The following is a 22,456-nucleotide window of genomic DNA, read 5'->3' as shown; positions in this document are numbered from 1 at the left end:
AGTTCGACTCTGGGTATCAGCACCACTTGTTTTAAATAGTGTTCGGCAAATTAAATAAAAGAATTTGTCTGGCGGCGAGAGCGCGGTGGTCCCACCTGACCCCATGCCGAACTCAGAAGTGAAACGCCGTAGCGCCGATGGTAGTGTGGGGTCTCCCCATGCGAGAGTAGGGAACTGCCAGACATCAAACAGCAAGAAAGGCCATCCATGCGGATGGCCTTTTTTCTTTTCTATTGTTCATCCTGAATAACGTTAAGACATGAGGTTCTACACAGGTAAAAGAAAGTATTGCCGCGGCACGATGGGGCACAATTCAGGTACGTTAAATGATGGCTTCTGTCCTGTTCAGGCAATGACCTTTCGAATGCCTTATGGCAAACGTTTTACAATAGAATCGCCATATTCACGGATTATATCCTTACCATATTCGCGGAATTCCCTGTTTTAATTGCAATGAAATAACCTCTGCTGTTATTTCATTGTAGAGTGACGCCGTCAGCTTAAATAATTACATGAGCCAGTTAGCCTTTGCCTGAACTACCGAGCCTGTTTTACTGTATCTGCTATAAGATAATCATTAAATAGCAGACAGGAAGGGTAACGCTTATATGGCAAATACAATAAACCCACAACAGGAAACAGAATCAACAACTATAAATACCGCCCGTCAACGCATCTGGGCGATAGTCGGCGCGTCATCGGGAAATTTGGTGGAATGGTTTGATTTTTATGTCTATTCGTTTTGTTCCCTTTATTTTGCGCATATCTTTTTCCCAACCGGTAATACCACAACGCAATTGTTACAGACCGCCGGCGTATTTGCTGCCGGATTTTTGATGCGCCCGATTGGCGGCTGGTTATTCGGCTATATCGCCGATAAATATGGCCGTAAAAAATCGATGCTGATTTCTGTGTGTATGATGTGCCTGGGATCCTTAGTGATCGCCTGCCTGCCCGGCTATGCGACGATTGGCGTCTGGGCGCCATTATTGTTGCTGATAGCGCGTTTGTTTCAGGGGCTGTCGGTCGGCGGGGAGTACGGCACCAGCGCAACCTACATGAGTGAGGTGGCGCTGGAAGGGCGCAAAGGATTCTATGCTTCATTCCAATACGTGACGCTAATCGGTGGTCAATTGCTGGCGTTACTGGTGGTGGTAATCCTGCAACAATTGCTTTCCGATACGGATTTGCGTACGTGGGGCTGGCGTATTCCGTTCGCATTGGGTGCGGCGTTGGCCGTGGTAGCGCTGTTTCTGCGTCGTTCGCTGAATGAAACCTCCGCCAGTGAAACCCGTGCCCGTAAGGATGCCGGATCGCTGCGCGCGCTGTGGCGTAATCGCAAGGCTTTCGTCATGGTGTTGGGTTTTACCGCCGGCGGTTCGTTGAGCTTCTATACCTACACCACCTATATGCAGAAATATCTGGTGAATACCGCCGGGATGAATGCCAAATCCGCCAGCGGGTTGATGACTCTGGCGCTGTTTGCTTTCATGCTGTTGCAGCCTTTGTTCGGCGCGCTGTCCGACAAAATTGGTCGTCGTAGTTCCATGCTGGTTTTTGGGGCGTTTTCGGCGTTGCTGACGGTGCCGATTCTGTCTACTTTGCAAGGCGTGACTAACCCGGTTATCGCGTTTGCGCTGGTAATGCTGGCTCTGGTGATCGTGAGCTTTTATACCTCGATCAGCGGCATTCTCAAGGCGGAAATGTTTCCTCCGGAAGTGCGCGCGCTGGGCGTTGGGTTGTCCTACGCCGTGGCGAACGCCCTGTTTGGCGGCTCCGCTGAGTATGTGGCGCTGTCGCTAAAATCGCTGGGTACGGAAGAGGCTTTCTTCTGGTATGTTTCGCTGATGGGCGCGCTGGCGTTTCTGGTTTCGCTCGGGCTGCATCACAAAGGGAAAGGCGAGACGCTCTAACGATGGGCTGCCTGCCATAAACAGTAGCCGGCCGTTGCGCCGGCTATATCCCAGGTGAAATCTTTCCAACTCCAGCCACTACCTTGCGGCCGGCTGTCGTAGGCTTCTTTGGCTGCGCCGATACTGACGGAAAACATCAATCCGAATGCGGCGCTGCGGTCGCGGCTCTGATGCTGATGTTCCACGAATTCACTGCCTGCGGCGCTTAGTAGCGCTGATGCCATAAAATGTTTCGCTTTGTCGGGCCCCGTCCACTGATCCTGCGCCATGTGCGCGCATCCTGAACAGACGGACAGCAGTAATAGCAGCGCTTTGCGCATCATCTCCCCTCATGACCTGTATACCGCCACTGGCCGAAGAAACCTGACAAAGCTTACTACAGGCATGATAATTCCCGGCAGAGCATTAACAAACTGTGCCGGGAATACGGCAGATGGTTACAAAATACGGCTGATCAGGCGATCGATGCGGATACGGCGCAGACGGCGGATAAGCTTGCGCACTTTTACCGGATATTGCGCGATACTTTGCAACTGCTGATAGTGCGTGATGATCTGGGTATGAGCGCGGATGCACTCCAGCTCTTGCTGACGCTGTACCTGTAATTCCTGCTCCGGGTCATGAATCAGAATGGCGTTTTCCAGATCCAGCCGCCAGGCGCGAGGATTGAGGTTGTTGCCGGTCAGCAGTTGCCAGTTATCGTCCACCCACATGCCTTTGAGGTGAAAGCTGTTATCGCCGTCCTTCCACAGACGGATCATCAGTTGGTTGCTGTCGATGTATTTCTGCAACCGGCTCAGGAAACGACGCAGGTTGATTTCATACAGGTACGGCAGCGCGCCGATAATCCGGAACGGCTGATCTTCTGGGATGAAGAAGTCGTTTGCCGTCTTGTCGCCGATGATGATCTCGATCTGCTTGCCGTTGCGCAGCAGACGGATAATGTTGCGAACCAGCAGGGCCGGCAGATTGAAGTACGGGGTACACATCACCAAACGCTGCTCAGTGCAGTACATCAGGTGATGGATAGTCCGGTTCAGCGGGCTCTGTTTGCCCAGACCGACCAGCGGCGTCACCGTCAATTGGTGGTTGTTGTCGCCGACGCCAGGCAGCATATACGTTGCCGAACGCAATGACTGACGGAACTGGCGGATATCGTTTTTGATGTCGATGGTTTTGGGGCGAGACGAGCGGTCCAGCCGCTGCACGGCGGACGCAGCCAGCAGGTCCTGCACATAACGCGCCATGACATCAGCCAGCATGGGGTTATGAATCAGCTGATAGCGGTCATAACGGTATTTTTCATGCTGATGCAGGTAGACGTCGTTCAGACTGGCGCCGCTGTAAAGCACCATGTCATCGATAATAAACCCTTTCAGATGCAGGACGCCCAGCGCTTCACGCGTATTGACCGGGACGCCATAAATCGGGAAGGGCGCATCATCGTACCGCTGCGCCATTTCGTAGTACCAGTCAGCGTTGGTGCTGTCGGCGGCAACGCCGATGCGGCCGCGCTGGGCGCGATGCCAGTCGACCAGTACGGTGACCTCCAGTTCAGGGCATTGGCGTTTGGCCTGATAGAGCGCCGACAGAATGCCTTCGCCGCCGTCATCGTGTTCCAGATACAGGGCTACCAGATAGATGCGTTTCTTCGCCTGCAGAATCTGTTCTGTCAGCGTAGTACGGAAAAGCGCTGGGCTGTGAAGCGTCTGGACGTCATCGGCAGACTGAGGAATTTTAGGCAGTTGTGCAAGGTGTTGTTGATATTTCGTACGCTTTAATTTTGACAACATCACAGTGCGATTCTTCTCTCATCGTGGGATGACCGCGTGGTCATAAATATACGTTAAGGCATAGCCGAATCGGGCGATGATACCACTACTTGGCAAGCGTTGTGAGCAAGTTTTACTGCCTGTAGCGAGATCCCGCCCGCATCTGCGCGCCTGATTATGGCTGTGCGGACGAGTCCAGCGGCAGCTCCAGCGTCACAATACCGTCTTCCAGTTGCACATCAACGGCGAAGCCCAGTTTTTTCGCCAGCGTGACCATACCCTGATTCGTCGGCATGGTGATGCCGCTCAGACGCGCCAGACCGTGGGCGCGGGTATAATGGATCAATTTTTCCAGTAGTTTCCTGCCTAATCCCAGCCCTTTCAGATCGGATCGCACCAGTACGGCGAATTCCGCGTTGGTATTATCCGGGTCGGCGATGGCGCGTGTGACGCCGATGATCTCCGGCTCACCTTCCGCTCCTGACCGCACAGCAATAAAAGCCATCTCACGATCGTAGTCAATTTGGGTCATATTGGCTAAATCTTCATGGGTAAATTCGTTGATTTCACTGAAATAACGGTAATACAGATCTTCGCGGGTTACTTTGCCGATAAAATGGGCCAACAGCGGTTCGTCTTCGGGCAGGATGGGGCGGAACAGACAGGACGCGCCATCCTTGAGCCGGACGGTTTCTTCCAGTTCCTGCGGATAAGGGCGGATAGACAGACGAGACTGCGGGTCGCCGCTGAAAGGCGCCAGATGCAGCGTAACATCCAGCAGCGTGAATTCCTCGCCGGAGGCCAGCAGCGGGTGAATATCCAGACGCGAGATCTCCGGGCAATCCAGAATCAGGTTGGAAACCTGCACCAGCAACCGGCTGAGCGCCGGAATATCCAGCGGCTTGAGCGCGTTTTGGCTGCGGATTTTGCCGCTTTTCAACGCCTGAACGATCAGATAGCGCGCCAGCGCCATATTCAGCGGCGGCAGTGCCACCGCCGCCTGCGTTTCCCGGCTCCATTCCATGCCGCCTTCACCCAGCATGATGATCGGACCAAAGATGGCATCCTGTTCGACCGCGATACGTAACTCCAGCGCGCCGGTACGATTAGCCATGCCCTGTACCAGCAAGCCGAGTACGCGTGCTTGCGGATTGGTATGTCTGACTCGTTCCAGCATCGCTTCCGCCGCCAGTTGCACCTCCTGAGCATTCTGCAGGTACAGCACGACGCCCTGAATTTCCGATTTATGGGGGATATCCGGGGATCGCAGTTTAAGCGCGACCGGGTAGCCGATTTTTTCCGCGATGTACACCGCTTCGGTACTGTCGCCGGCAATCCAGGTTGGCAACGTATTCAGGCCATACGCCTGCAGAATCGGCTGGACCTCGTGGGTATCGAGCCGGGTGGCGCCTTCCTGCAGCGCCTGACCGATCAACTGATGCGCCTGTGCGGCATTGGCGGTGAGATCCGATGGCAGCGCCGGGGTTTCTTTCAGTTGCTTCTGGTTACGACGGTATTCGACGATATGCATGAACGCGATCACCGCGCCTTCCGGGGTGCGGTAAGTCGGGATGCCCGCCTCGTTAAACAGACGGCGCGCTTCCTGGGAAGAGAATTCACCGCACCAGTTGGTCAGCAACGTGATGCGTTTGCCGCGCGAATGTTGCTGCAACAGCTGAATAAGGCTTTCAGCGCTTTCCGTACCCGGCGCGGCGGCGCTCGGGGCGTGGATAATCAGCAACGCGTCGTAATCGTCGCTGTCCAGCAGCGCCGACAGCGCCGCCAGATAGCGTTGCGGCGTGGCGTCGTCGCGCAAGTCCAGCGGGTTGCCGACGGAGACGGTATCGGGCAACACGGCACGCAACGCCTGCTGCGTCGTCTCGCTCAGCGTCGCCAGCTTGCCCTGACGCGCAATTAACTGATCCAACGCCTGGGCGGCGGGCGATGCGCCGTTGCTGACGATCAGCAAGCGCTCGCCGCGCAGCGGACGCAGGTGGCTGAGGGTTTCCACCGCCGAAAACAGTTCGTGGGTATCCTGCACCCGCAGCAGCCCGGCGCGCTGGATGGCGGCGTCGTAGGCGGCGTCCAGCCCGTGCTGGCCGTCATGCAACAGCTGTTGCGCCTGTCGGCTGCGCCCGCTTTTGATCACCAGAATCGGCTTGTTGCGGGATGCGCTGCGCGCTGCCGAGAGAAAACGCCGCGCGTCGCTGACATGCTCCAGATGCAGCAAAATAGCGCTGGTTTTACCGTCCCGCGCCAGAAAATCCAGCAGGTCGTCGACGTCAATATCCAGGCTGTCGCCGAGCGCGATAAAGTAGGAGAAACCGATGCCGCGCTGTTGCGCCCAGTCCAGTATGGTGTTGGAAACCGCCGCCGACTGGGAAATAAACGCCAGTTTGCCTTTCAGAATAGGCACCGGCGAAAAGCTGGCGTTGAGTCCCTGCCAGGGCGCCAGCAGGCCGAGGCTGTTTGGCCCCAGAAGCCGTACGGCATAGCGGGCGGCGCAGTTTTTCAGTTCGGCGAATTGCGCCGGCGGCGCGGAAAGTATGATGACCGTTTTACAACCGCGCTGCCCCAGCGCTTCCAGCAGCGGCAGATTACGGTCGGCGCGGGTGCAGATAACGGCGAGATCGGGCGTCATCGGTAAGCTGGCGACATCACGGTACGCCAGTACGCCGCAGACTGCCTGATATTTGGGCGTAACCGGCAGCACCGGTCCGTTGAAGCCGCCGTCAAGCAGGTTGCGCATCATCAGAAATCCGGCTCTCCCCGGTTTTTCCGACGCGCCGATTACGGCAATCGAACGGGGCCGCAGCAGAGCCTCTAATCCGCGCTGACTCATCAGTTACTCCTGTTAGAAGACACCTGATTGATCTTAAACGTCTGTTGCCGGTTTTGCTGTGACAGTGGAAGAAATTTTCTTTTTCGCGTGATGGGCTTTGCCTGCCAGATAGTGGCGGCGAAAACGGTCGAAATGCTGCGCCAGCGCTTCGGCGGCATCGTTATCGCCGGCCTGACGCAGCAGGGCGATGGCGATTTCCGCCGTGCAGTGCTGCCCGGCGCTGCTGGCCTCCCGTAGCTGGTAGCTGGACAAAGCGTCCACGCTTAACGACAGGATCGGCAACGTATCGAGGTACGGGCTTTTGCGAAACATTTTTCGCGCTTCCGGCCAGGTGCCGTCCAGCATCACGAACAGCGGCGGTTTGCCGTCGGCGGGCAGTTGGTGACAGACCTGACGGCCGCTTTCATCGTCGTCCGCCAGAAAGACCAGCCAGGGTTGATACTCTTCTGTTTGCAGGGCGGCAAGCAACGCCGGGTCCGGCTCGGTACGGGACCACAGAAAGGCATCAGTCTGCGGCAGGACATCGGCAATCAGGCGACCGGTATTACTGGGTTTCATCGGTTCGGTGTCGAACATCACCAGACAGAAGCGGCTGCGGGCGGTGCGCGGCGAGAGGGTGTCGCACAGGCAGTGGACTTCCGGCAGCAGGCAACGCTGGCAGCGGATGACACGGCAGCCGCGGGCGCGAAATGGGCGCGTGGAAAGAGCAAGGCGTTGCTGGCGCAGACGCAGGACGGCGTTACCGGTCATGATTTTCCATTAAAAAGGGACATTCTAAACGACCGGGCTGCCGACCTGAAGCCCCGCGTGTTAGCGGGGCGTCTGGTGAGGAATGATTTACAGCGATTCACTAAGCCAGCTTTCAAAAGGGGCTTTGGGCATGGCGCCGTTGAGCATATCAACCACTTTGCCGTGTTTGAACAGCATGATGGTAGGAATGCTGCGGATACGGAAGCGGGCGCTCAGGCCGGGTTCCGCTTCGGTGTTGACCTTGATGAAGCGGATTTTGCCGCCGTTTTCGTCGGCGACGCTTTCAAATACCGGGGCAAAGTTAACGCACGGTCCGCACCAGGGCGCCCAGAAATCCACGACCACCGGCAGATCGTCCTGCAACAGTTTATCCAGCGTTTCTTCAGTGGCGTTAATCACCTTGCCGCTGAACAGCGCCTGACCGCAGCGGCCGCATTTGGCGTGTTGATGATCATTGCTGCGTTCTTCTGGCAGGCGGTTGGTGGCGTTGCAGGATGCACATACCGTATTCATAAACGGGCCTCGGTAGCAAAAGGGCTGGAATCAAGTGTACTGTTGACGGAAGCGCGCCCAGCATACGCGAAGAGATCAACAGACGGTGGTGCGAAAGCAGGATAAGTATGGATAGCGGGTCGAACGCCAACAAGGCGTTTTACCCAATGGTTATAATAGTTAGTGACTTTTATGATCGGGTTGGTGGCTAAGCCGGTGGACATAGGGTAATCTTCGCGCCCAGCGCGTAGGTGGAGAACAACATGAGCGATGAATTAAGTGGAAAGAGCGGCAAAGTCCGCGTCATGTACGTCCGCAGCGAAGACGGGGACGAGAAGAACGGTAAGCAGAAACGTACGCCGGATAAGCGTCGTGGCGATGGCGACAACCGTGGCCGTAAAGGGCGAGATAGCGCGCCGCGCGGCGGGCGGGACAGAGATAATAAAGATGGCGCCGAGCGTGGCGGCAAATGGCGTAGCGAGTCGGCGGGGCGTGAGCGTCCGCGTCCACCGCGTCGCGAGCCGGTTGATCATGCGGATTCTCCGTGGAAAACGGTATCGCGCGCACCGGGAGAAGAGCCGGATCACGGCGGTATCAGCGGTAAGAGCCAGATCGATCCGGAACAGATTCGTCGCCAGCGGTCGGAAGAGACCCGCGTCTACGGAGAAAATGCCTGTCAGGCGCTGTTCCTGAGCCGTCCGGAAGCGATTGTGCGCGGTTGGTTCCTGCAGGAAGTCACGCCGCGTTTTCGTGAAGCGCTGCGCTGGATGGCGGCCAACCGTAAGGCTTACCACGTGGTGGAAGACGACGAGCTGATCCGCGCGTCCGGTACGGAGCATCACGGCGGCGTGTGTTTCCTGATCAAGAAACGTCGTGGTCTGGATGTGACGGCGTACCTGCGCGAAGCCGGGGATACCGACTGCGTGCTGGCGCTGGAAGATGTCGGCAATCCGCATAACCTGGGCGGCATCATGCGTAGCTGCGCCCATTTCGGTGTGAAAGGCGTGCTGGTGCGCGATGCATCGCAGCTGGAATCCGGCGCGGCGGTGCGCACGGCGGAAGGCGGTGCCGAGCACGTGAAAGCGATCAGCGCTGACGGTCTGGTCGATGCGCTGGCGCAGTTCCGTGCCGCCGGTTACACCATCGTCACCACCTCCAGCCACAAAGGCACGACCTTGTCGAAAGTCTCGCTGCCTGCCAAAACGGTGATTGTGCTGGGGCAGGAAGGGGATGGCTTGTCTGACAACGCCTGGCAGCAGGGCGACGTCAAAGTGTCGATTGACGGCACCGGCAACGTGGAAAGCCTGAATATCTCGGTCGCGACCGGGATCCTGCTGGCGGAATGGTGGCGCCAGAATCACGGCTAAAATCTGTCGTGTGATGTCGTGCGGCAATAAAAAAGGTGGCGTAGCCACCTTTTTTGCTTTTGCGCTTTAGCTCTGTTCGGCGTGGGAAATCAGTGTGCGCCGCCAGCCGAGTGACTGCCGAATGGCGGTTTGGCGAACCACACCAGCACGATCAGCACGACGAACACCCCGGCCGACAGCCAGAAGATTTCGTTGGCGCCGATAATCAGCCCCTGCGCCGTGATCTGCTGAGCCAGATAGCTGGATACCTGCTGCTGACTCATTCCCATCGCTTCCAGTTGCTGATAGGTCTGCTGCGCCAGCGGGTTGTAGGGATTGATCACCTCGCTAAGCTGTTCGTGATGCAATGCTTCCCGACGCTCCCACAATGTGGTGGTGATCGACGTGCCGATGGAGCCCGCCAGCGTACGGGCAAAGTTCGACAGACTGGAGGCGGCCGCCATCCGTTCCGGCGGCAGGCCGGAGAGGGTGATGGTGGTCAACGGCATGAAGAAACAGGCCACGGCGAACCCTTGCACGAACTGAGGCCAGGCGGACGCGCCGAAATCCATTGCCGGCTCAAAGGTGTAGGCTCGCCAGTAGAAACAGACCGCATACATGATGAAGCTGAACGTCACCAGACGGCGCATATCGAGCTTATGCATGAACCGCCCGATGATCGGCGAGAGAATCACCGGCATCAGGCCCACGGGAGCGGAAGCCAGCCCGGCCCAGGTGGCGGTATAGCCGAACACGACCTGCAGCAACTGCGGCAACAGTACGATGGCGCCGAAATAGAGCATGAACGCCAGGCTGGTGCACAGGCAGCCGATAGTAAAATTGCGCATTTTGAACAGCGACAGATCGACCACCGGGTGATCGTCGGTCAGCTCCCAAACCACCAGCACGGTGAGCGAAATCACCGCAACCACCGCCAGCACCACGATTTCCGTCGAGTTAAACCAGTCCAGCTCTTTGCCGCGGTCCAGCATCATCTGCAGGCAACCAATACCCGCCGCCAGCAGAATCAGCCCAATGGTGTCGATGGGGCGAATTTCGGTTTTGGTTTCGCGCCCGCGCAATGTCTGCAGGGTGATCAGCACCACCACAATGCCTAACGGCACGTTGATGAAGAAGATCCACCCCCAATGGTAGTTGTCGCTGATCCAGCCGCCGAGGATCGGGCCGAAGATCGGGGCAACCACCACCGTCATTGACCACAAAGCCAGCGCAATGCCTCGTTTGGCAGGCGGGTAGTTATTCAGCAGCAGGCTTTGGGACAGCGGAATGATCGGCCCGGCAACCAGACCCTGCAGCATACGGGAAACGATCAGCATTTCCAGACTGGTGGACATGCCGCACAGCCAGGAGGTCAGGGTAAACAGCACGGTGGCCCAGATAAACAGGCGCACCTCGCCGAATCGTTTGGCGAGCCAGCCGGTGATGGGGATGGAGATGGCGTTTGCCACCCCAAAAGACGTGATGACCCAGGTGCCTTGTGAGTTGGATGCGCCGAGATTCCCGGCGATGGTCGGAATAGCTACGTTGGCAATTGTCGAGTCCAGCACCTGCATGAACGTCGCCAGCGACAGGGCGATCGTCATCAGAGCCAGCGTCATGCCCTCAAGTGGTTTTCTTGTCACGCTGCTCTCCTCTGGGGTCAGCCAGCGTTGGCGCCGATGATCTGGTCGATCATCTGATCAACCGGCGTCAGATCCAGATCCAGTGCATCACTCTGATAGGCCGGTGTCGCGCGGGACGCATCGGACAGCACCTTGCCGTCGGTATTGGCGGTATCCACTTTAACCAGCATCGACAGGCCGATACGCAGCGGGTAATCGGCCAGCTGTTTCGGATCCAATTCGATACGCACCGGCAGGCGCTGTACTACCTTGATCCAGTTGCCGGTGGCGTTCTGGGCCGGCAACAGCGAGAAGGCGCTGCCGGTTCCCATGTCCAGACCCACCACTTTGCCTTTGTACACCACGCTGTCGCCATACAGGTCGCTGACGATGGCCGCCGGCTGACCGATGCGCATATTGGCTAACTGGGTTTCCTTAAAGTTGGCGTCGACCCACAGCGGAGCGGCCGGCACCACCGCCATCAGAGCGGAAGAGGGGGTGACGCGCGCGCCCAGTTGCACGCTGCGGCGGGAGACATAACCATCCACCGGGCTGACGATATGGGTACGTTTGAGCGCCAGCCAGGCGTTGCGCAGGTCAGTGGCGGCCTGGGCAATGGCGGGCTGCTGCTCTAATGGGGTATTCAGCACCAGCGCCTGAGTGGCGGCATACTGCTGTTTGGCCGCTTCCAGCGACGCTCTGGCGCTGGCGACCTGGTCGCGCGCATGTTGCAGGTCTTCCCGGCCGATAGCATTGGCCCGCCCCAGCGCTTCACGGCGGTTCAGGTCGCTGATAGCCTTGTCCAGCGCAATCTGCTGCAGGTCGATGTTGGCTTTGTACTGGCGGACGTTGATCATCTGCTGATGAACCTGACGCACGCTGTTGGCCAGCGTGGTTTTCGACCGTTCAAAGGCCTGCTCGGCGTCGGTTGGGTCGAGCTCCACCAGTACGTCGCCTTTTTTAACGAAGTCGGTATTGTCGACGTTGACGCGGGCGACGCTGCCGTTGACCTGCGACATAATTTGAATCTGGTTGCCTGCGACATAGGCATCATCGGTTTCCTGATGGTGCCGCAACACCAGATACCAGTAGGCAAACCACACACAGCCAATAAAGAAAAACAGAATCATCAGCAGCGTGAGAATTCCCTTACGCGATTTTCTGGACTTCGATGGCATAGTTGGTGGAGTCTGCTTTTCCACGTTGGCACTCATGGTTCTCTCCCAGTTAAATTTCTTTTTTTTCGGCCTTTCATGGCCTTTGATTGCCTTTCATGGCGATATCGCGCGGTGACGGTTTTTTTTAAAAAAACACGACTCCCCCTGCAAACCATTAAGGTTTGCAGGCAACGATGGCGATGGTCTCTGTCAGGAATGGCGACGGGCGTTAAATGCCGTCCTGATCCATTTCATCAAGACGCTGTAACAGCTTGCGCATCAGCACTTCCAACTGATCTCTTTCACTGTCTTCAAGGGCGGAGCAGAGAATATTCAGGCTTCGGTGCTGAGGCGGCAGCAGTTCGTCCAGAAAGGCTTTACCTTTCTCGGTCATGTACAGGTACAGACAGCGGCGGTCGCTGTCGCTTTCGCGTCGTTCGATCCAGCCGCGTTTTTCCAGCTCATCCGCGATGCGGGTGGCGTTGGTGCGCGAGGAACCGAGCGCCGCGCTTAATTCGGAAGGCTGAATGCAGTAGTTTTCCTGCGATTCGAGCGTAAGCAGCGCCATGAACAGGGTTTCATTGATATCCTGTTCTTTCAGCATACGGTTGCGGTGTTCCAGTATTTTGGTTTGCATATGCAGGAATAAACGCAGCAGCAGGACTTCACGATAAGGGAAATCCGGGCGGCGTGAAGCCCGCATACGCAGCATGTCTTCAATTGGGGCGAATGAACTTTCCATAGATGTCAACCTTATTAATCACGACCCGTATAGTAACGAATGTTACTAATTAGGTAAATGCGAGAAACTTGTCGATTAGTGCTTATTTTGTCACTGGTCGAAACATGTGCAGGTGGTACGGTCTGTCGCCGTTTATTGTTTTTGGCTGTGCGAGTGACGTTAGCCGGTTACGTTCAGGCCATCGTCTGAAACCATTTAAACACTATGCCGTAGCACAGCGCGCCCAACAGCGTCGACAGTACGATGCTGCGGGTTTTGTAAAAACAAAGCGTCAGCAGGGCGAACCCTGCCAGCGTTGGCAACAGTCTTTCTGTGTGCTGCATGATATCCGGCAGGGCGGACACCACCAGCAGAGCGCAAATGGAAGCAATGCCGATACTGTCGAGCAGCAGGGCGGTTTTGCCCCGACGCAGGTTACCGGACGCCCGGTCGGCGCCCAGCCGCAGCGGCAGGTATCGGAACAGAAAGTTAACTGTTCCCACCAGTAAACCAATCAATAATACTGAAGTATTCATCGCGTTTCTTCCTTTACTGATGTCGGTTGATACAGCGATGCCAGACAACCGCCGCCGATGCCGATCAGGATGGCGGCGGGAATGGACGATACCAGCAGCCCCAGACTGGCGCCGCCCAGCGCGGCGGCTACCACCAGGCTCTGACGGCGTTTGAAGGACGCGAGCAGGAAACTCAGAAACAGCGCCGGCAGCATAAACGCCAGTGCGGCCTCGACCGCGGGGTAACCTTCCAGCGGGCCATTGCCGAATACCGCGCCGAGCACGGTGCCGGCGACCCACGACAGCCAGGCGCTCAGCGCCACTCCCAGCATCCAGGACTCGCTCCAGCGTCGGTTATCCCGCGACAGCCGCGCCGTCGCGGCGGCGAAGACCTCATCGGTCAGTCCGAATGCCCACCAGACGGTTTTGCCGGTCGGCAGTCGCTGCATAATACGGCGGCGCAGCGAGGGGCCGTACAGCACATGGCGGACGTCCATCGCCATTACGGTCAACGCCGCCACCCAGATAGACGCGCCCGCGCTCAGTAGCGCGGTAATGACGAACTGGCTGGCGCCGGCGTAAATGATGCAGGAAAGAAAAATGGCTTCCAGCGGCGTGAAACCCAGCTTGACGGCGTTCAGGCCAAAGGCGAACGCCACCGGCACGTAACCGATGACGATCGGCAGGCTGTCAAACAGACCGCTGGCAAACGAGGCGTCGGCCGTCGTGCGGGCATCAGTCTGGCTGGAAGAAACGGAGTTCACGGTGTCTGGGCTCATCCACGGATTGAAAAAATATACTGGTCGAAAAAACAACATCATAGGCGCAAACCGCCGTCAGCGATAGCGCTTTACCGTCAATTGGGCGGCGGCGGGGCGTCATCCGTGCGTCTCCGGCTGCGAAGATTCGTAATGATGATTTTGCCACCACACCAGCAGCGCCAGCAGACTTAGCGCGCCTCCGGCTCCCGATACCCCCAGCCAGCCGAAATGCTGATAAGCGTAGGCGGAAATCAGCGAGCCGAGGGCGCCGCCGATAAAGTAGCTGGTCATGTAACCGGCGGTAAGACGGTTGCGCGCGTCCGGCAACATACGGTAAATCGCGCTCTGGTTGGTGACATGCAGCCCCTGAACCGCCATATCCAGCGCCACAATGCCGATCAGCAACGGCGCTATGGCGCTGACGCCGGCGGCGATCGGCAGCCATGACAGCGCCAGCAGCAACAGCCCCACGGTGGTGGAGAGTTTGGCTTTGCCCTGATCCACCAGACGGCCGGCCCGGCTGGCGGACAACGCGCCGGCGGCCCCCGCCAGACCGAATAACCCGATCACGGCCTCGCTGTAATGGTAAGGAGGAGCGGAGAGCAGGAACGCCATCGATGTCCACATGATGCTGAAATTGGAGAAAGAGAGCGCGCCCAGTATCGCGCGGGTGCGCAACGGGCGGGAGCTGCCGAATAACTGGAAGATGGAGATCAGTAACTGTGGATAGTTAAGGTTGGTTGACGGGTGATAACGCGGCAGCGCGCGCCACATCAGCAACGCCATTCCCGTCATCAGCAGGCTGGCGACCCAGTACACCGTGCGCCAGTCTCCCAGCGACGCCAGCGCGCCGGCCAGCGTTCGGGCCAGCAGGATCCCCAGCAGCAGGCCGCTCATGATCGTGCCGACGACCTTGCCGCGGCTTTCCGGCGAGGCCAGCGTGGCGGCCAGCGGCACCAGAATCTGCGCCACGACCGAGAACAGGCCGGTAATGGCGGTGCCGGCCACCATCAACCACAGTGAAGGGGCGGAGGCGGTAATCAGCATGCCGCCAGCCGCCAGCAGGGTCATCCCGACGATCAAACCGCGGCGCTCGAAGCGGTCGCCCAACGGCACCAGAAACATCAGGCCGCAGGCATAACCCAACTGGGCGGCAGTGACGATAAAACCGGCCTGATTGACCGACAGGCTGAAAGCCTGGGCGATGGCGTCCAGCAGCGGCTGGGCGTAATAGTTGCTGGCTACCGCCAACCCGGTGGCGGCGGACATCAACAGCGTCAGTGCCGGGCTCAGGCCGGCGGTGGTGGTGGTAGATGCAGACATGCGAGAAATGTTAACTTAATGTTAAATCGGATTTATTAATTTAGTATTGAACAGTCACGCCGGAGAATCCAGCAATTTATCTTATAAATTTCCCTGAAAATAATCAGGAGTTTTATCAGCCAGACCGGAAGAAGCCTATTATTCTCCGCTTCCGACAAAGGGTAAGCGTTTACTTTCGGGGCGATAAAAACTGATAAGGCGGAAACCGATAAAAAGGGAAAACGGCGAAGGAAAAGCGGAGTCGATCCAAAACGGCGGGTAAGACATAGAGGATACCCTGGCGGGCATCCTCTGGATTATGGTGGCGTAGCGACTTACTTTGCCGCCGCGCGGGCGGAATTAATCCAGCCGTCAAACTGCGCCTGATGCGCGCTGATCCAGCCGTTGACGTGGCGCTCGATAGCTTCCTGAGACGCTTCGCCCTGATGCATGCGCAGGTTCTGGGCGTTGATGTCCGCCAGCGGCAGTTTCATGGTGGCGAACAGGGCGGCCGCGGCCGGGTTTTTCTCCGCCCACGCCTTGTTGGCGACGATGCGCATAGTGTTGACCGGGAAACCGTAGTTGGCGCCGTTAGGCAGTTTGGTGTCGGTGCCTTTCTGCTTGCCGGGCAGCGAGGAGAACGGCACCTGCAGCCACACCACGTCACGCCCCGGCACCAGTACGTCGCTCACCCAGTACGGCGTCCAGGTGAAGTACAGGATCGGTTTGCCCTGCTTGTAGCGGGTAATGGTATCGGCGATCAGCGCCGCGTAGTTGCCCTGATTGTGGTTGACGGCGTCGCTCAGCCCGTAAGCCTGAATCTGGTGATTGATGACGCTGTCGCAGCCCCAGCCGGGGTTACAGCCGGTCAGGTCCGCCTTGCCGTCACCGTTGGTATCAAACAGTTTCGCCAGTTTCGGATCCTTTAGCTGATCCAGACGGGTGATGTGGTACTGATCGGCGGTTTTCTTGTCGATCAAATACCCTTGCGCCGCGCCCGAAACGTAGACGCCCTGACGGTAGAATTTGCTATCGCCGCCGGCAGCCTGATACATGTCGTCGTGCAGCGGTTGCCAGTTGACGGCGGTAAAGGTGGCGTCACCGGCGGCAATTGAGGTGTAACCGACGTTGTAGTCCACTTCGCTGGGCTTATCGACGGTATACCCCAGTTTTTCCAGCGCTTTGCTGACCAGCAGGGTCTGGAACGTTTCTTCGGAAATGGTGCTTTGCACCGGTTTGACGGTGATGCCTTTGCCGGGAAGGTCGTCGGCGGCAAACAGGCTGGTACTGAGTACGGTAGTCAGGGCAAGCGTTGCCATGCTGATGTTACGCATACGGATAGTCCTCATATTGTCTTATTCAATAAGCAGTCGTGAACGATGCACAGACACCTGTGTCAGAGCGTGCGGCCAGCCGGCGCCGGCCGCAGGGTCAGGTGGTGCGGTCCGGGCGCGGTCAGGCCCGGGATTTGATGAAGGGGCGAACCAGCAGTCCCAGCGGGCCGTGGTGGTACCAGTGACGGTTGCCGCGGCTGCGGGCGTCGCGCCCCAGCGACTGGGTCAAACGATCCAGAATAATGGCCAGAATTACGATGCCGACTCCGCCGATGGACGCCAGCCCCATGTCGAGGCGGCCGATGCCGCGCAGCACCATCTGTCCCAGCCCGCCGACGGCGATCATCGAGGCGATCACCACCATCGACAGCGCCAGCATCAGCGTCTGGTTGATGCCGGCCATGATGGTCGGCATCGCCAGCGGCAACTGCACCTTAAACAGCATCTGGCGCGGGCTGGCGCCAAAAGATTGCGCCGCTTCCACCAGGTCCGCCGGCACCTGACGGATGCCGAGGATGGTCAGGCGAACAATCGGCGGCAGGGCGAAAATGATGGTCACCACCACGCCCGGCACGTTACCGATGCCGAACAGCATCACGATCGGCACCAGATAGACGAACGCCGGCGTAGTCTGCATGGCGTCCAGCAGCGGGCGGACGATACGGGCCGCGCGATCGCTGTGCGCCAGCCAGATCCCCAGCGGCAGGCCGATGATCACGCAGAAGAACAGCGCGGTCAGCACCAGCGCCAGCGTGACCATTGCCTGCGACCAGGCCCCTATGGCGCCGATGGCGACGAGCGACAGCAGTGTCGCCACGCCCATGCCGAAACTGGACGCCTGCCAGGCCAGCAGCGAGAACACCAGAATGGCGATCGGCGCGGGCAGGCCGGTCAGCAGTTGCTGAAAGCTGGTGAGGATCACGTCGACCGGTACGCGAATGCCCTGAAACAGCGGGCGAAAATGCAGTACCAGCCAATCAATGCCTTCGGTCACCCAGCGGTCGAGCGGCACCAGCGTATGGCGGAACGGATCCATCAGGTTGATGTGTTCCTGTGTCGGTGTTGGCGCGCTGTTCAGCCAGTCGCTGCCGCTCTGGTGTACGTCGCTGGCGGCGGGCGGCGGCGCATTGCTCCAGGCGTCGGCGGCGTTATCCGTCGGCGGGGCGTTGCCTGCCGGCGCTGATGACGCCGCCCAGGGGTCGGCCTGCGCTGGGGTACCCGAGGAGCCCGCCGTAGCGGCATGCCCGCCCGGTGTGGCGGCGGCGTGGTTATGGCCGGCGTTGGTCGCCGAATCCGGCGTTTGGGTGTCGTCCCAGGGGTTTTGCGTGGTGTCAGTCATTTAGCGTACTCTCCTTATCCAGCGCCTGCAGCAGCATCCCTTTGGAGATAATGCCGAGATATTCATGGTTTTCGTCCACAACAGGTACCGCGCAGGGTGCTTGCGCCACCTGAGATATCAGCTCGTTGAGCGACATCTCCGCGGGGACCGGCGTCGGGGCGGGCAATAATGCCTGCTCCAGCGGTTGCTGCTCGCGCAGCGCCTGTTTGAGGGAGTCGATGGAGACTACGCCGATGAACTTGCGCCCCCGCTCCAGCACATAGCCGTACTCGCGATCCTCCTCTTGCAGGATCTTGAGCGCGGATCGCGGGCCAACGCCCGGCGTTTTGCGGATCACCGCGACCGGGCGGCGGCGGGCGATGTCTTTAGCGCTGAACACGTGGCTGATATCCACGCCGCGGAAGAAGGTGCGCACATAGTCGTTAGCCGGGTTATTGAGAATCTCATCCGGCGTGCCGACCTGAATCACCTCGCCGCTGTGCATGATGGCGATGCGATCGCCGATGCGCATCGCTTCGTCCAGATCGTGCGAAATGAACACGATGGTGCGTTGCTGGCGCGCCTGTAGCTTGATCAACTCATCCTGCATCTCGGTGCGGATCAACGGGTCGAGCGCCGAAAATGCCTCATCCATCAGCAGGATATCGGGGTCGTTGGCCAGCGCGCGGGCCAGGCCGACACGCTGGCGCATCCCGCCGGAGAGTTCGTCCGGGTAGGCGTTGGCGTACGCCTCCAGGCCGACCTGCTGCAAGGCGCTCAGCGCTTTCTGCTCGCGTTCCACGCGGGGCACCCCGGCCAGATCCATGCCGAATGCGGTGTTGTCGAGAATATTCAGGTGGGGCATCAGCGCGAAAGACTGAAACACCATGCTGATCTTCTTGCGGCGGATCGCACGCAGCGCGCCGTCCGGCAGGCGAGAGATATCCTCGCCGTCGATCAGTACCTGACCGCGAGTGGGTTCTATCAGGCGATTGAGAAGGCGTACCAGAGTGGATTTGCCGGAACCGGACAATCCCATGATCACAAAAATCTCGCCTTCTTCAATGGCCAGACTGGTGTCTTTTACCCCCACCGTCAGACCGGTTTTCTCAAAAATCTGATCCTTATTCAGCCCCTGTTCCAGGAGCCTGAATGCCTTATCGGGATGCTCGCCAAATATTTTATATAGATGTGTTACTTCAAGTTTAATTGCCATGTAATTAGGGGTTTCCTGTGTGGTTTAATTGTTTTTTCTCGCTGCCTCATGGTGGGTGACACTTTTTATACCCTACCATAAACCGACGCTCTGACAACCCTTTGGTGAGGATTGATGTCCATTTTTGGCGACTGGATGGCAATATTTATTCGAATTAATTCTTTCTGTATGAAAAGTGAAAGAGAAATTTTCTGTGGGTAAAATTGTTTATTTTTGTTTTAAATTCATTCAGTTACTGTTTTTGTTGTCTGGGGTTTAATTGAATTTTTGAAAAGGGATTTCATCAGAAAAACAATGATTTTTGCAAGGTGTAAGATGAGTGAAATAATAATGTCATTTAATGCGAAATTCATATGGATTGAACGGATTGCGTCAGTGGTTGAAATGGGATATTTATGGTTTGAGTGGTCGTTTTGAAATGAGTTTTGGCGCTAAAAAATAGTCTGGTTTGAGCGGCGATTTTGACGGGGATAATGCGGTGTGATATGCCGCATTATCTCGATGAAATAATCGGATGATTCTGAGTGTTTATCCCCGAAATAATGTAAGGGGACAGAAAGGCGGCCACCGGGTGAATCCCCGGTGGCTTACGTTGGTCAGCGACGGGAGTGAACGGAGCAGACACCGCGCCAGCGGCGCGAATAATCGCGGAATGTAATCAGGAAATACTGCCGGGCTCGGCCGGCAGTATCGATGTCAATCGTTGGCCTGATTTCTGGCTTGCTGCAACAGATGCAGAGTAATGTTGCGAACCTCGGCTTTGCTGCCGGCGATATGTTCGGCAAGCAACCGGCAGGCTTGCCCGCTATGCTGAGCGAGGATGGCTTGCAGGATGGCGGCATGTTCCTGATAAGTGGCCTGAATGCGATCCTGACGGGTGAAATCCAGCCGGCGGATAATGCGAATTTTTTCGGTGACGTCCCGGTGCACGCGCGCCATTTCCCGGTTGCCGGCGGCCGCGACCAGCGCCAGGTGAAAGGCTTCATCCTGCCGGGAAACCTGCTGGCCGTCATCCTGCCGCGGGTCGTCTATCCAGTACTGATGCAACGGCTGGAGCAGCGCGGCGCAGGCGTCAGGCGACAGCAGGCACAGCCGCTGCACCGCTTCCCGCTCCAGTACGATGCGCAGGTCATACAGTTCCTCGAAGTAAGCGAAATCGAACGGTTTGACCTGCCAGCCGCTGCGGTAGTACACGCTCACAAACCCCTCGGTTTCCAGCCGGAACAGCGCCTGACGGATCGGCGTGCGGCTGACCGACAGGCGTTCCGCCAGTTCGTTCTCGGTAAAGCGATCTCCCGGCAGCAACCGAAAATCGAAAATATCCTGCTTGAGCCGTTGGTAAACCTGTTCCGCCAGTACCGGCGGTTTGCTTTTATGACGTGCGTTCCGGTCATCGGGCGCAGAGAATTGCATCCTGTTTCCTCCCGTAGTCAGGCTGGTGAGCGTTGGGTTACAAAGGCGCGCCAACCGCCGAATTCGGTAATGTCCCGCGCGCCGTTAAGCGCCGCCGGTTCACAGATGAAACCTTTGACCTGACGGCCATCCGCCAGCATCAGCGTGCCGATGCCGAGCGGCGCCGGGACTTCCGCCACCAACTCGCCGAAGCGCGCCAGCGGGACATCCCACAGCTCCACCGTAATCGGCTGCCCCTGACCGGTGTTGACCAGTCCGGGTTTGGGCGGCTGGGTATTCGCCAGCGCGTACAGGCGGTAGTCGGCTGATGTGACGGTTTCTTCCACTTTGACGGCGTTGCGGGTCAGCAGCTGAAAATTGAGCGGCATACCGCTTAAGTGAGCGCCTACTACGGCGAGTCGTACATGATGAGGAGAGGCTGTTTCCTGCGGCGCTACCGGCGGCAGAATATTGCCGGTAGCGCCCAGCGGCAGCGCCGTGACTGACTGCCAGCGCTGACCGAACGCCGCCAGCGCGGCGTCGTGCCAGGCCGGCGCAATCAGCGTGATGCCGGCGGGCAGGCCATCGTCGCGAAACGGCGCCGGCAGCGCCAGCCCGCACAAATCCGCCAGATTGGTGAAGTTGGTGTAGAAGCCGAACTGCGAGTTGTAGGCCACCGGCTGTTGTTTCATCTCTTCCAGCGTATGAATGGTCGGCGCGGTGGGCACCACCAGCGCGTCAAACCCGCTTAACCGGGCGGCAATGTGCCGGGCCAGCCCCGCTCGCAGGTATTCCGCTTCAAACACCTCGCAGGCGCTGTAATCGGCGCCTTTGGCGATGATGCGGCGTACGGTCGGGTCCATCGCTTCCGGCTGTTCGTGCAGCAGGTTGCCGACCGCCACGGTGCGTTCCGCTACCCACGGCCCTTCATATAATTGACGCGCCAGCTGTTCGAACGGGCTGAAATCCAGTGGTTCCAGCGTCGCGCCCATTGACTGCAAGTGCGACAGTGCCTGCTGAAATGCTTGCTCCGCCTGCCGATCGCCAAAGAATTCCAGCGGATGCGGCACCGCCAGCCGTAACCGGGCCGACATCGTCGCCGGCGTGGTGCGGGGATGATGACGCGAATAAGCGTCGCCTTCGTCATAGCCGCCGGCCTGCGTAGCGACGAGCCAGGCATCGGGCACCGTCAGTGCGAACACCGACACGCAGTCGTTCAGACGGCAGGCGGGCACGACTCCCTGCGTCGACAGCCAGCCTTTGGTGGGTTTCAGACCGACGATATTGTTGAATCCGGCCGGAACGCGGCCGGAGCCAGCCGTGTCGGTGCCCAGCGCGAACGGCACCAGCCCGCGTGCGACTACCGAGGCGGAACCGGAGCTGGAGCCGCCGCTGACGTACTGCGGATTAACGCTGTTGGGAACCGCGCCAAACGGTGAGCGGGTGCCCACCAACCCGGTGGCGAACTGGTCAAGGTTGGTTTTGCCGAGCACGATGGCGCCGGCGGCTTTCAGTCGTGCGACCACCGTGGCGTCTTGCGCCGCGGTGTAAGTAAAAGCCGGACAGGCGGCGCTGGTCGGCCAACCGGCGACATCAATATTGTCTTTGACCGCAAACGGAATGCCGTAAAGCGGCAGGCGTTGGGCGTCAGGCTGGCTGAGCAGATGGGTGATTTGCTCATGCAGCCGGGCTTCGTCGGGCAGATAAATCCACGCCGGGTCGTCAGTGCGCAGCGATCTCCAGATGGTCAGCAGGGTTTCAGTCAGGAGGTCCGGGTGCTGCTGGTGGTGGAGCTGCCACTGAGGCAACGTGAAGCTGGTATAAACAGTCTGCGATGTCATGAAATGCATTCCAGTTGGTATACAAGATGGAATGCAACATTCAAACCTTATGCCAGTTTTTTAATGCACTGTTTTTGCTTGCTTTATGGTCAGACAAGCCCGGTCTGGCAGCAGAAGAACGCACCGCGATGGCACAGTCGCATCCGGTGCGGGCTCGAAAAC

At 58.3% G+C, this 22,456-nt stretch carries 18 protein-coding genes and 1 rRNA gene; 3 read left to right on the top strand and 16 right to left on the bottom strand.

The features are described 5' to 3' along the window. The first annotated feature begins 67 nt into the window (after nucleotides 1-67). Both rrf and DXXMK7_RS16635 read left to right on the top strand, forming a co-directional pair. Nucleotides 68-183: ribosomal RNA gene (gene rrf, locus DXXMK7_RS16640) — 5S ribosomal RNA — on the top strand. Nucleotides 184-608: 425 nt separating this feature from the next. Further along, nucleotides 609-1,913, top strand: a complete 1,305-nt coding sequence (locus tag DXXMK7_RS16635) for an MFS transporter (RefSeq protein WP_038920042.1) — start codon at nucleotides 609-611, stop codon at nucleotides 1,911-1,913. Here DXXMK7_RS16635 and DXXMK7_RS16630 read toward each other — a convergent pair. The 5 genes from DXXMK7_RS16630 to trxC all read right to left on the bottom strand — a co-directional run bounded on the left by DXXMK7_RS16630 (nucleotide 1,910) and on the right by trxC (nucleotide 7,790). Further along, nucleotides 1,910-2,233 carry a YfiM family lipoprotein gene (locus DXXMK7_RS16630; protein ID WP_038921106.1) on the bottom strand — a complete coding sequence of 108 codons (324 nt, stop codon included), beginning with the start codon at nucleotides 2,231-2,233 and terminating at the stop codon, nucleotides 1,910-1,912. The genes DXXMK7_RS16635 and DXXMK7_RS16630 overlap by 4 nt on opposite strands. Nucleotides 2,234-2,350: 117 nt before the next feature. Next, nucleotides 2,351-3,706 carry a CDP-diacylglycerol--serine O-phosphatidyltransferase gene (gene pssA, locus DXXMK7_RS16625; RefSeq protein ID WP_038920041.1) on the bottom strand — a complete coding sequence of 452 codons (1,356 nt, stop codon included), beginning with the start codon at nucleotides 3,704-3,706 and terminating at the stop codon, nucleotides 2,351-2,353. A gap of 154 nt (nucleotides 3,707-3,860) precedes the next feature. Then, the gene (locus DXXMK7_RS16620) at nucleotides 3,861-6,527 is read right to left on the bottom strand and encodes a bifunctional acetate--CoA ligase family protein/GNAT family N-acetyltransferase (RefSeq protein ID WP_038920040.1); all 2,667 of its coding nucleotides are present in this window, start codon (nucleotides 6,525-6,527) and stop codon (nucleotides 3,861-3,863) included. A 33-nt stretch (nucleotides 6,528-6,560) separates the two neighbouring features. Beyond that, on the bottom strand, nucleotides 6,561-7,277 hold the full coding sequence (locus tag DXXMK7_RS16615) for a tRNA-uridine aminocarboxypropyltransferase (protein ID WP_038920039.1): 717 nt from the start codon (nucleotides 7,275-7,277) through the stop codon (nucleotides 6,561-6,563). An 87-nt stretch (nucleotides 7,278-7,364) separates the two neighbouring features. Continuing rightward, entirely contained in the window at nucleotides 7,365-7,790 is a 426-nt protein-coding gene (gene trxC / locus DXXMK7_RS16610; protein ID WP_038666248.1) for a thioredoxin TrxC, read from the bottom strand. Nucleotides 7,791-8,032: 242 nt separating this feature from the next. Here trxC and DXXMK7_RS16605 point away from each other — a divergent pair, with 242 nt between their 5' ends. Next, nucleotides 8,033-9,136, top strand: a complete 1,104-nt coding sequence (locus DXXMK7_RS16605) for a tRNA/rRNA methyltransferase (RefSeq protein WP_038920038.1) — start codon at nucleotides 8,033-8,035, stop codon at nucleotides 9,134-9,136. Between the two features lie 89 nt (nucleotides 9,137-9,225). On the opposite strand, the gene emrB is transcribed toward DXXMK7_RS16605, so the two are convergent. From emrB to atzF, 11 genes are all read right to left on the bottom strand, one after another. After that, nucleotides 9,226-10,758 (bottom strand): multidrug efflux MFS transporter permease subunit EmrB, encoded by a 1,533-nt coding sequence (emrB, locus tag DXXMK7_RS16600; protein WP_038920037.1) that lies wholly within the window; start codon nucleotides 10,756-10,758, stop codon nucleotides 9,226-9,228. A 17-nt stretch (nucleotides 10,759-10,775) separates the two neighbouring features. Next, on the bottom strand, nucleotides 10,776-11,951 hold the full coding sequence (emrA, locus tag DXXMK7_RS16595; protein ID WP_038920036.1) for a multidrug efflux MFS transporter periplasmic adaptor subunit EmrA: 1,176 nt from the start codon (nucleotides 11,949-11,951) through the stop codon (nucleotides 10,776-10,778). A 172-nt stretch (nucleotides 11,952-12,123) separates the two neighbouring features. Next, nucleotides 12,124-12,636 carry a transcriptional repressor MprA gene (gene mprA / locus DXXMK7_RS16590; protein ID WP_013319204.1) on the bottom strand — a complete coding sequence of 171 codons (513 nt, stop codon included), beginning with the start codon at nucleotides 12,634-12,636 and terminating at the stop codon, nucleotides 12,124-12,126. 173 nt (nucleotides 12,637-12,809) lie between these two features. After that, nucleotides 12,810-13,151, bottom strand: coding sequence for an L-valine transporter subunit YgaH (gene ygaH / locus DXXMK7_RS16585; protein WP_038920035.1), 342 nt, complete (start codon nucleotides 13,149-13,151; stop codon nucleotides 12,810-12,812). Beyond that, nucleotides 13,148-13,909 (bottom strand): AzlC family ABC transporter permease, encoded by a 762-nt coding sequence (locus tag DXXMK7_RS16580; RefSeq protein WP_038921104.1) that lies wholly within the window; start codon nucleotides 13,907-13,909, stop codon nucleotides 13,148-13,150. Before DXXMK7_RS16580 ends, ygaH begins: the two co-directional genes overlap by 4 nt. 99 nt (nucleotides 13,910-14,008) lie before the next feature. Continuing rightward, nucleotides 14,009-15,214, bottom strand: a complete 1,206-nt coding sequence (locus tag DXXMK7_RS16575) for an MFS transporter (protein ID WP_038920033.1) — start codon at nucleotides 15,212-15,214, stop codon at nucleotides 14,009-14,011. 314 nt (nucleotides 15,215-15,528) lie between these two features. Further along, the gene (gene proX, locus DXXMK7_RS16570) at nucleotides 15,529-16,527 is read right to left on the bottom strand and encodes a glycine betaine/L-proline ABC transporter substrate-binding protein ProX (RefSeq protein WP_038920032.1); all 999 of its coding nucleotides are present in this window, start codon (nucleotides 16,525-16,527) and stop codon (nucleotides 15,529-15,531) included. Between the two features lie 121 nt (nucleotides 16,528-16,648). Continuing rightward, a complete protein-coding gene (gene proW, locus DXXMK7_RS16565; protein WP_038920031.1) occupies nucleotides 16,649-17,866 on the bottom strand; it encodes a glycine betaine/L-proline ABC transporter permease ProW in 1,218 nt (405 codons plus the stop codon). Next, nucleotides 17,859-19,061 (bottom strand): glycine betaine/L-proline ABC transporter ATP-binding protein ProV, encoded by a 1,203-nt coding sequence (gene proV / locus DXXMK7_RS16560; protein WP_038920030.1) that lies wholly within the window; start codon nucleotides 19,059-19,061, stop codon nucleotides 17,859-17,861. Before proV ends, proW begins: the two co-directional genes overlap by 8 nt. 696 nt (nucleotides 19,062-19,757) lie before the next feature. Beyond that, nucleotides 19,758-20,474, bottom strand: coding sequence for a GntR family transcriptional regulator (locus DXXMK7_RS16555; protein ID WP_038920029.1), 717 nt, complete (start codon nucleotides 20,472-20,474; stop codon nucleotides 19,758-19,760). Between the two features lie 17 nt (nucleotides 20,475-20,491). Further along, complete coding sequence (gene atzF / locus DXXMK7_RS16550; protein ID WP_038920028.1) at nucleotides 20,492-22,294, bottom strand: allophanate hydrolase; 1,803 nt, start codon at nucleotides 22,292-22,294, stop codon at nucleotides 20,492-20,494. Nucleotides 22,295-22,456 lie beyond the last annotated feature (162 nt).

The organism is Dickeya sp. MK7 (assembly GCF_000406305.1).
Lineage (GTDB): Bacteria > Pseudomonadota > Gammaproteobacteria > Enterobacterales > Enterobacteriaceae > Dickeya > Dickeya fangzhongdai.
The sequence above is the reverse complement of the archived record's forward strand: the minus strand, read 5'-3'. Positions and strand labels throughout refer to the sequence as shown.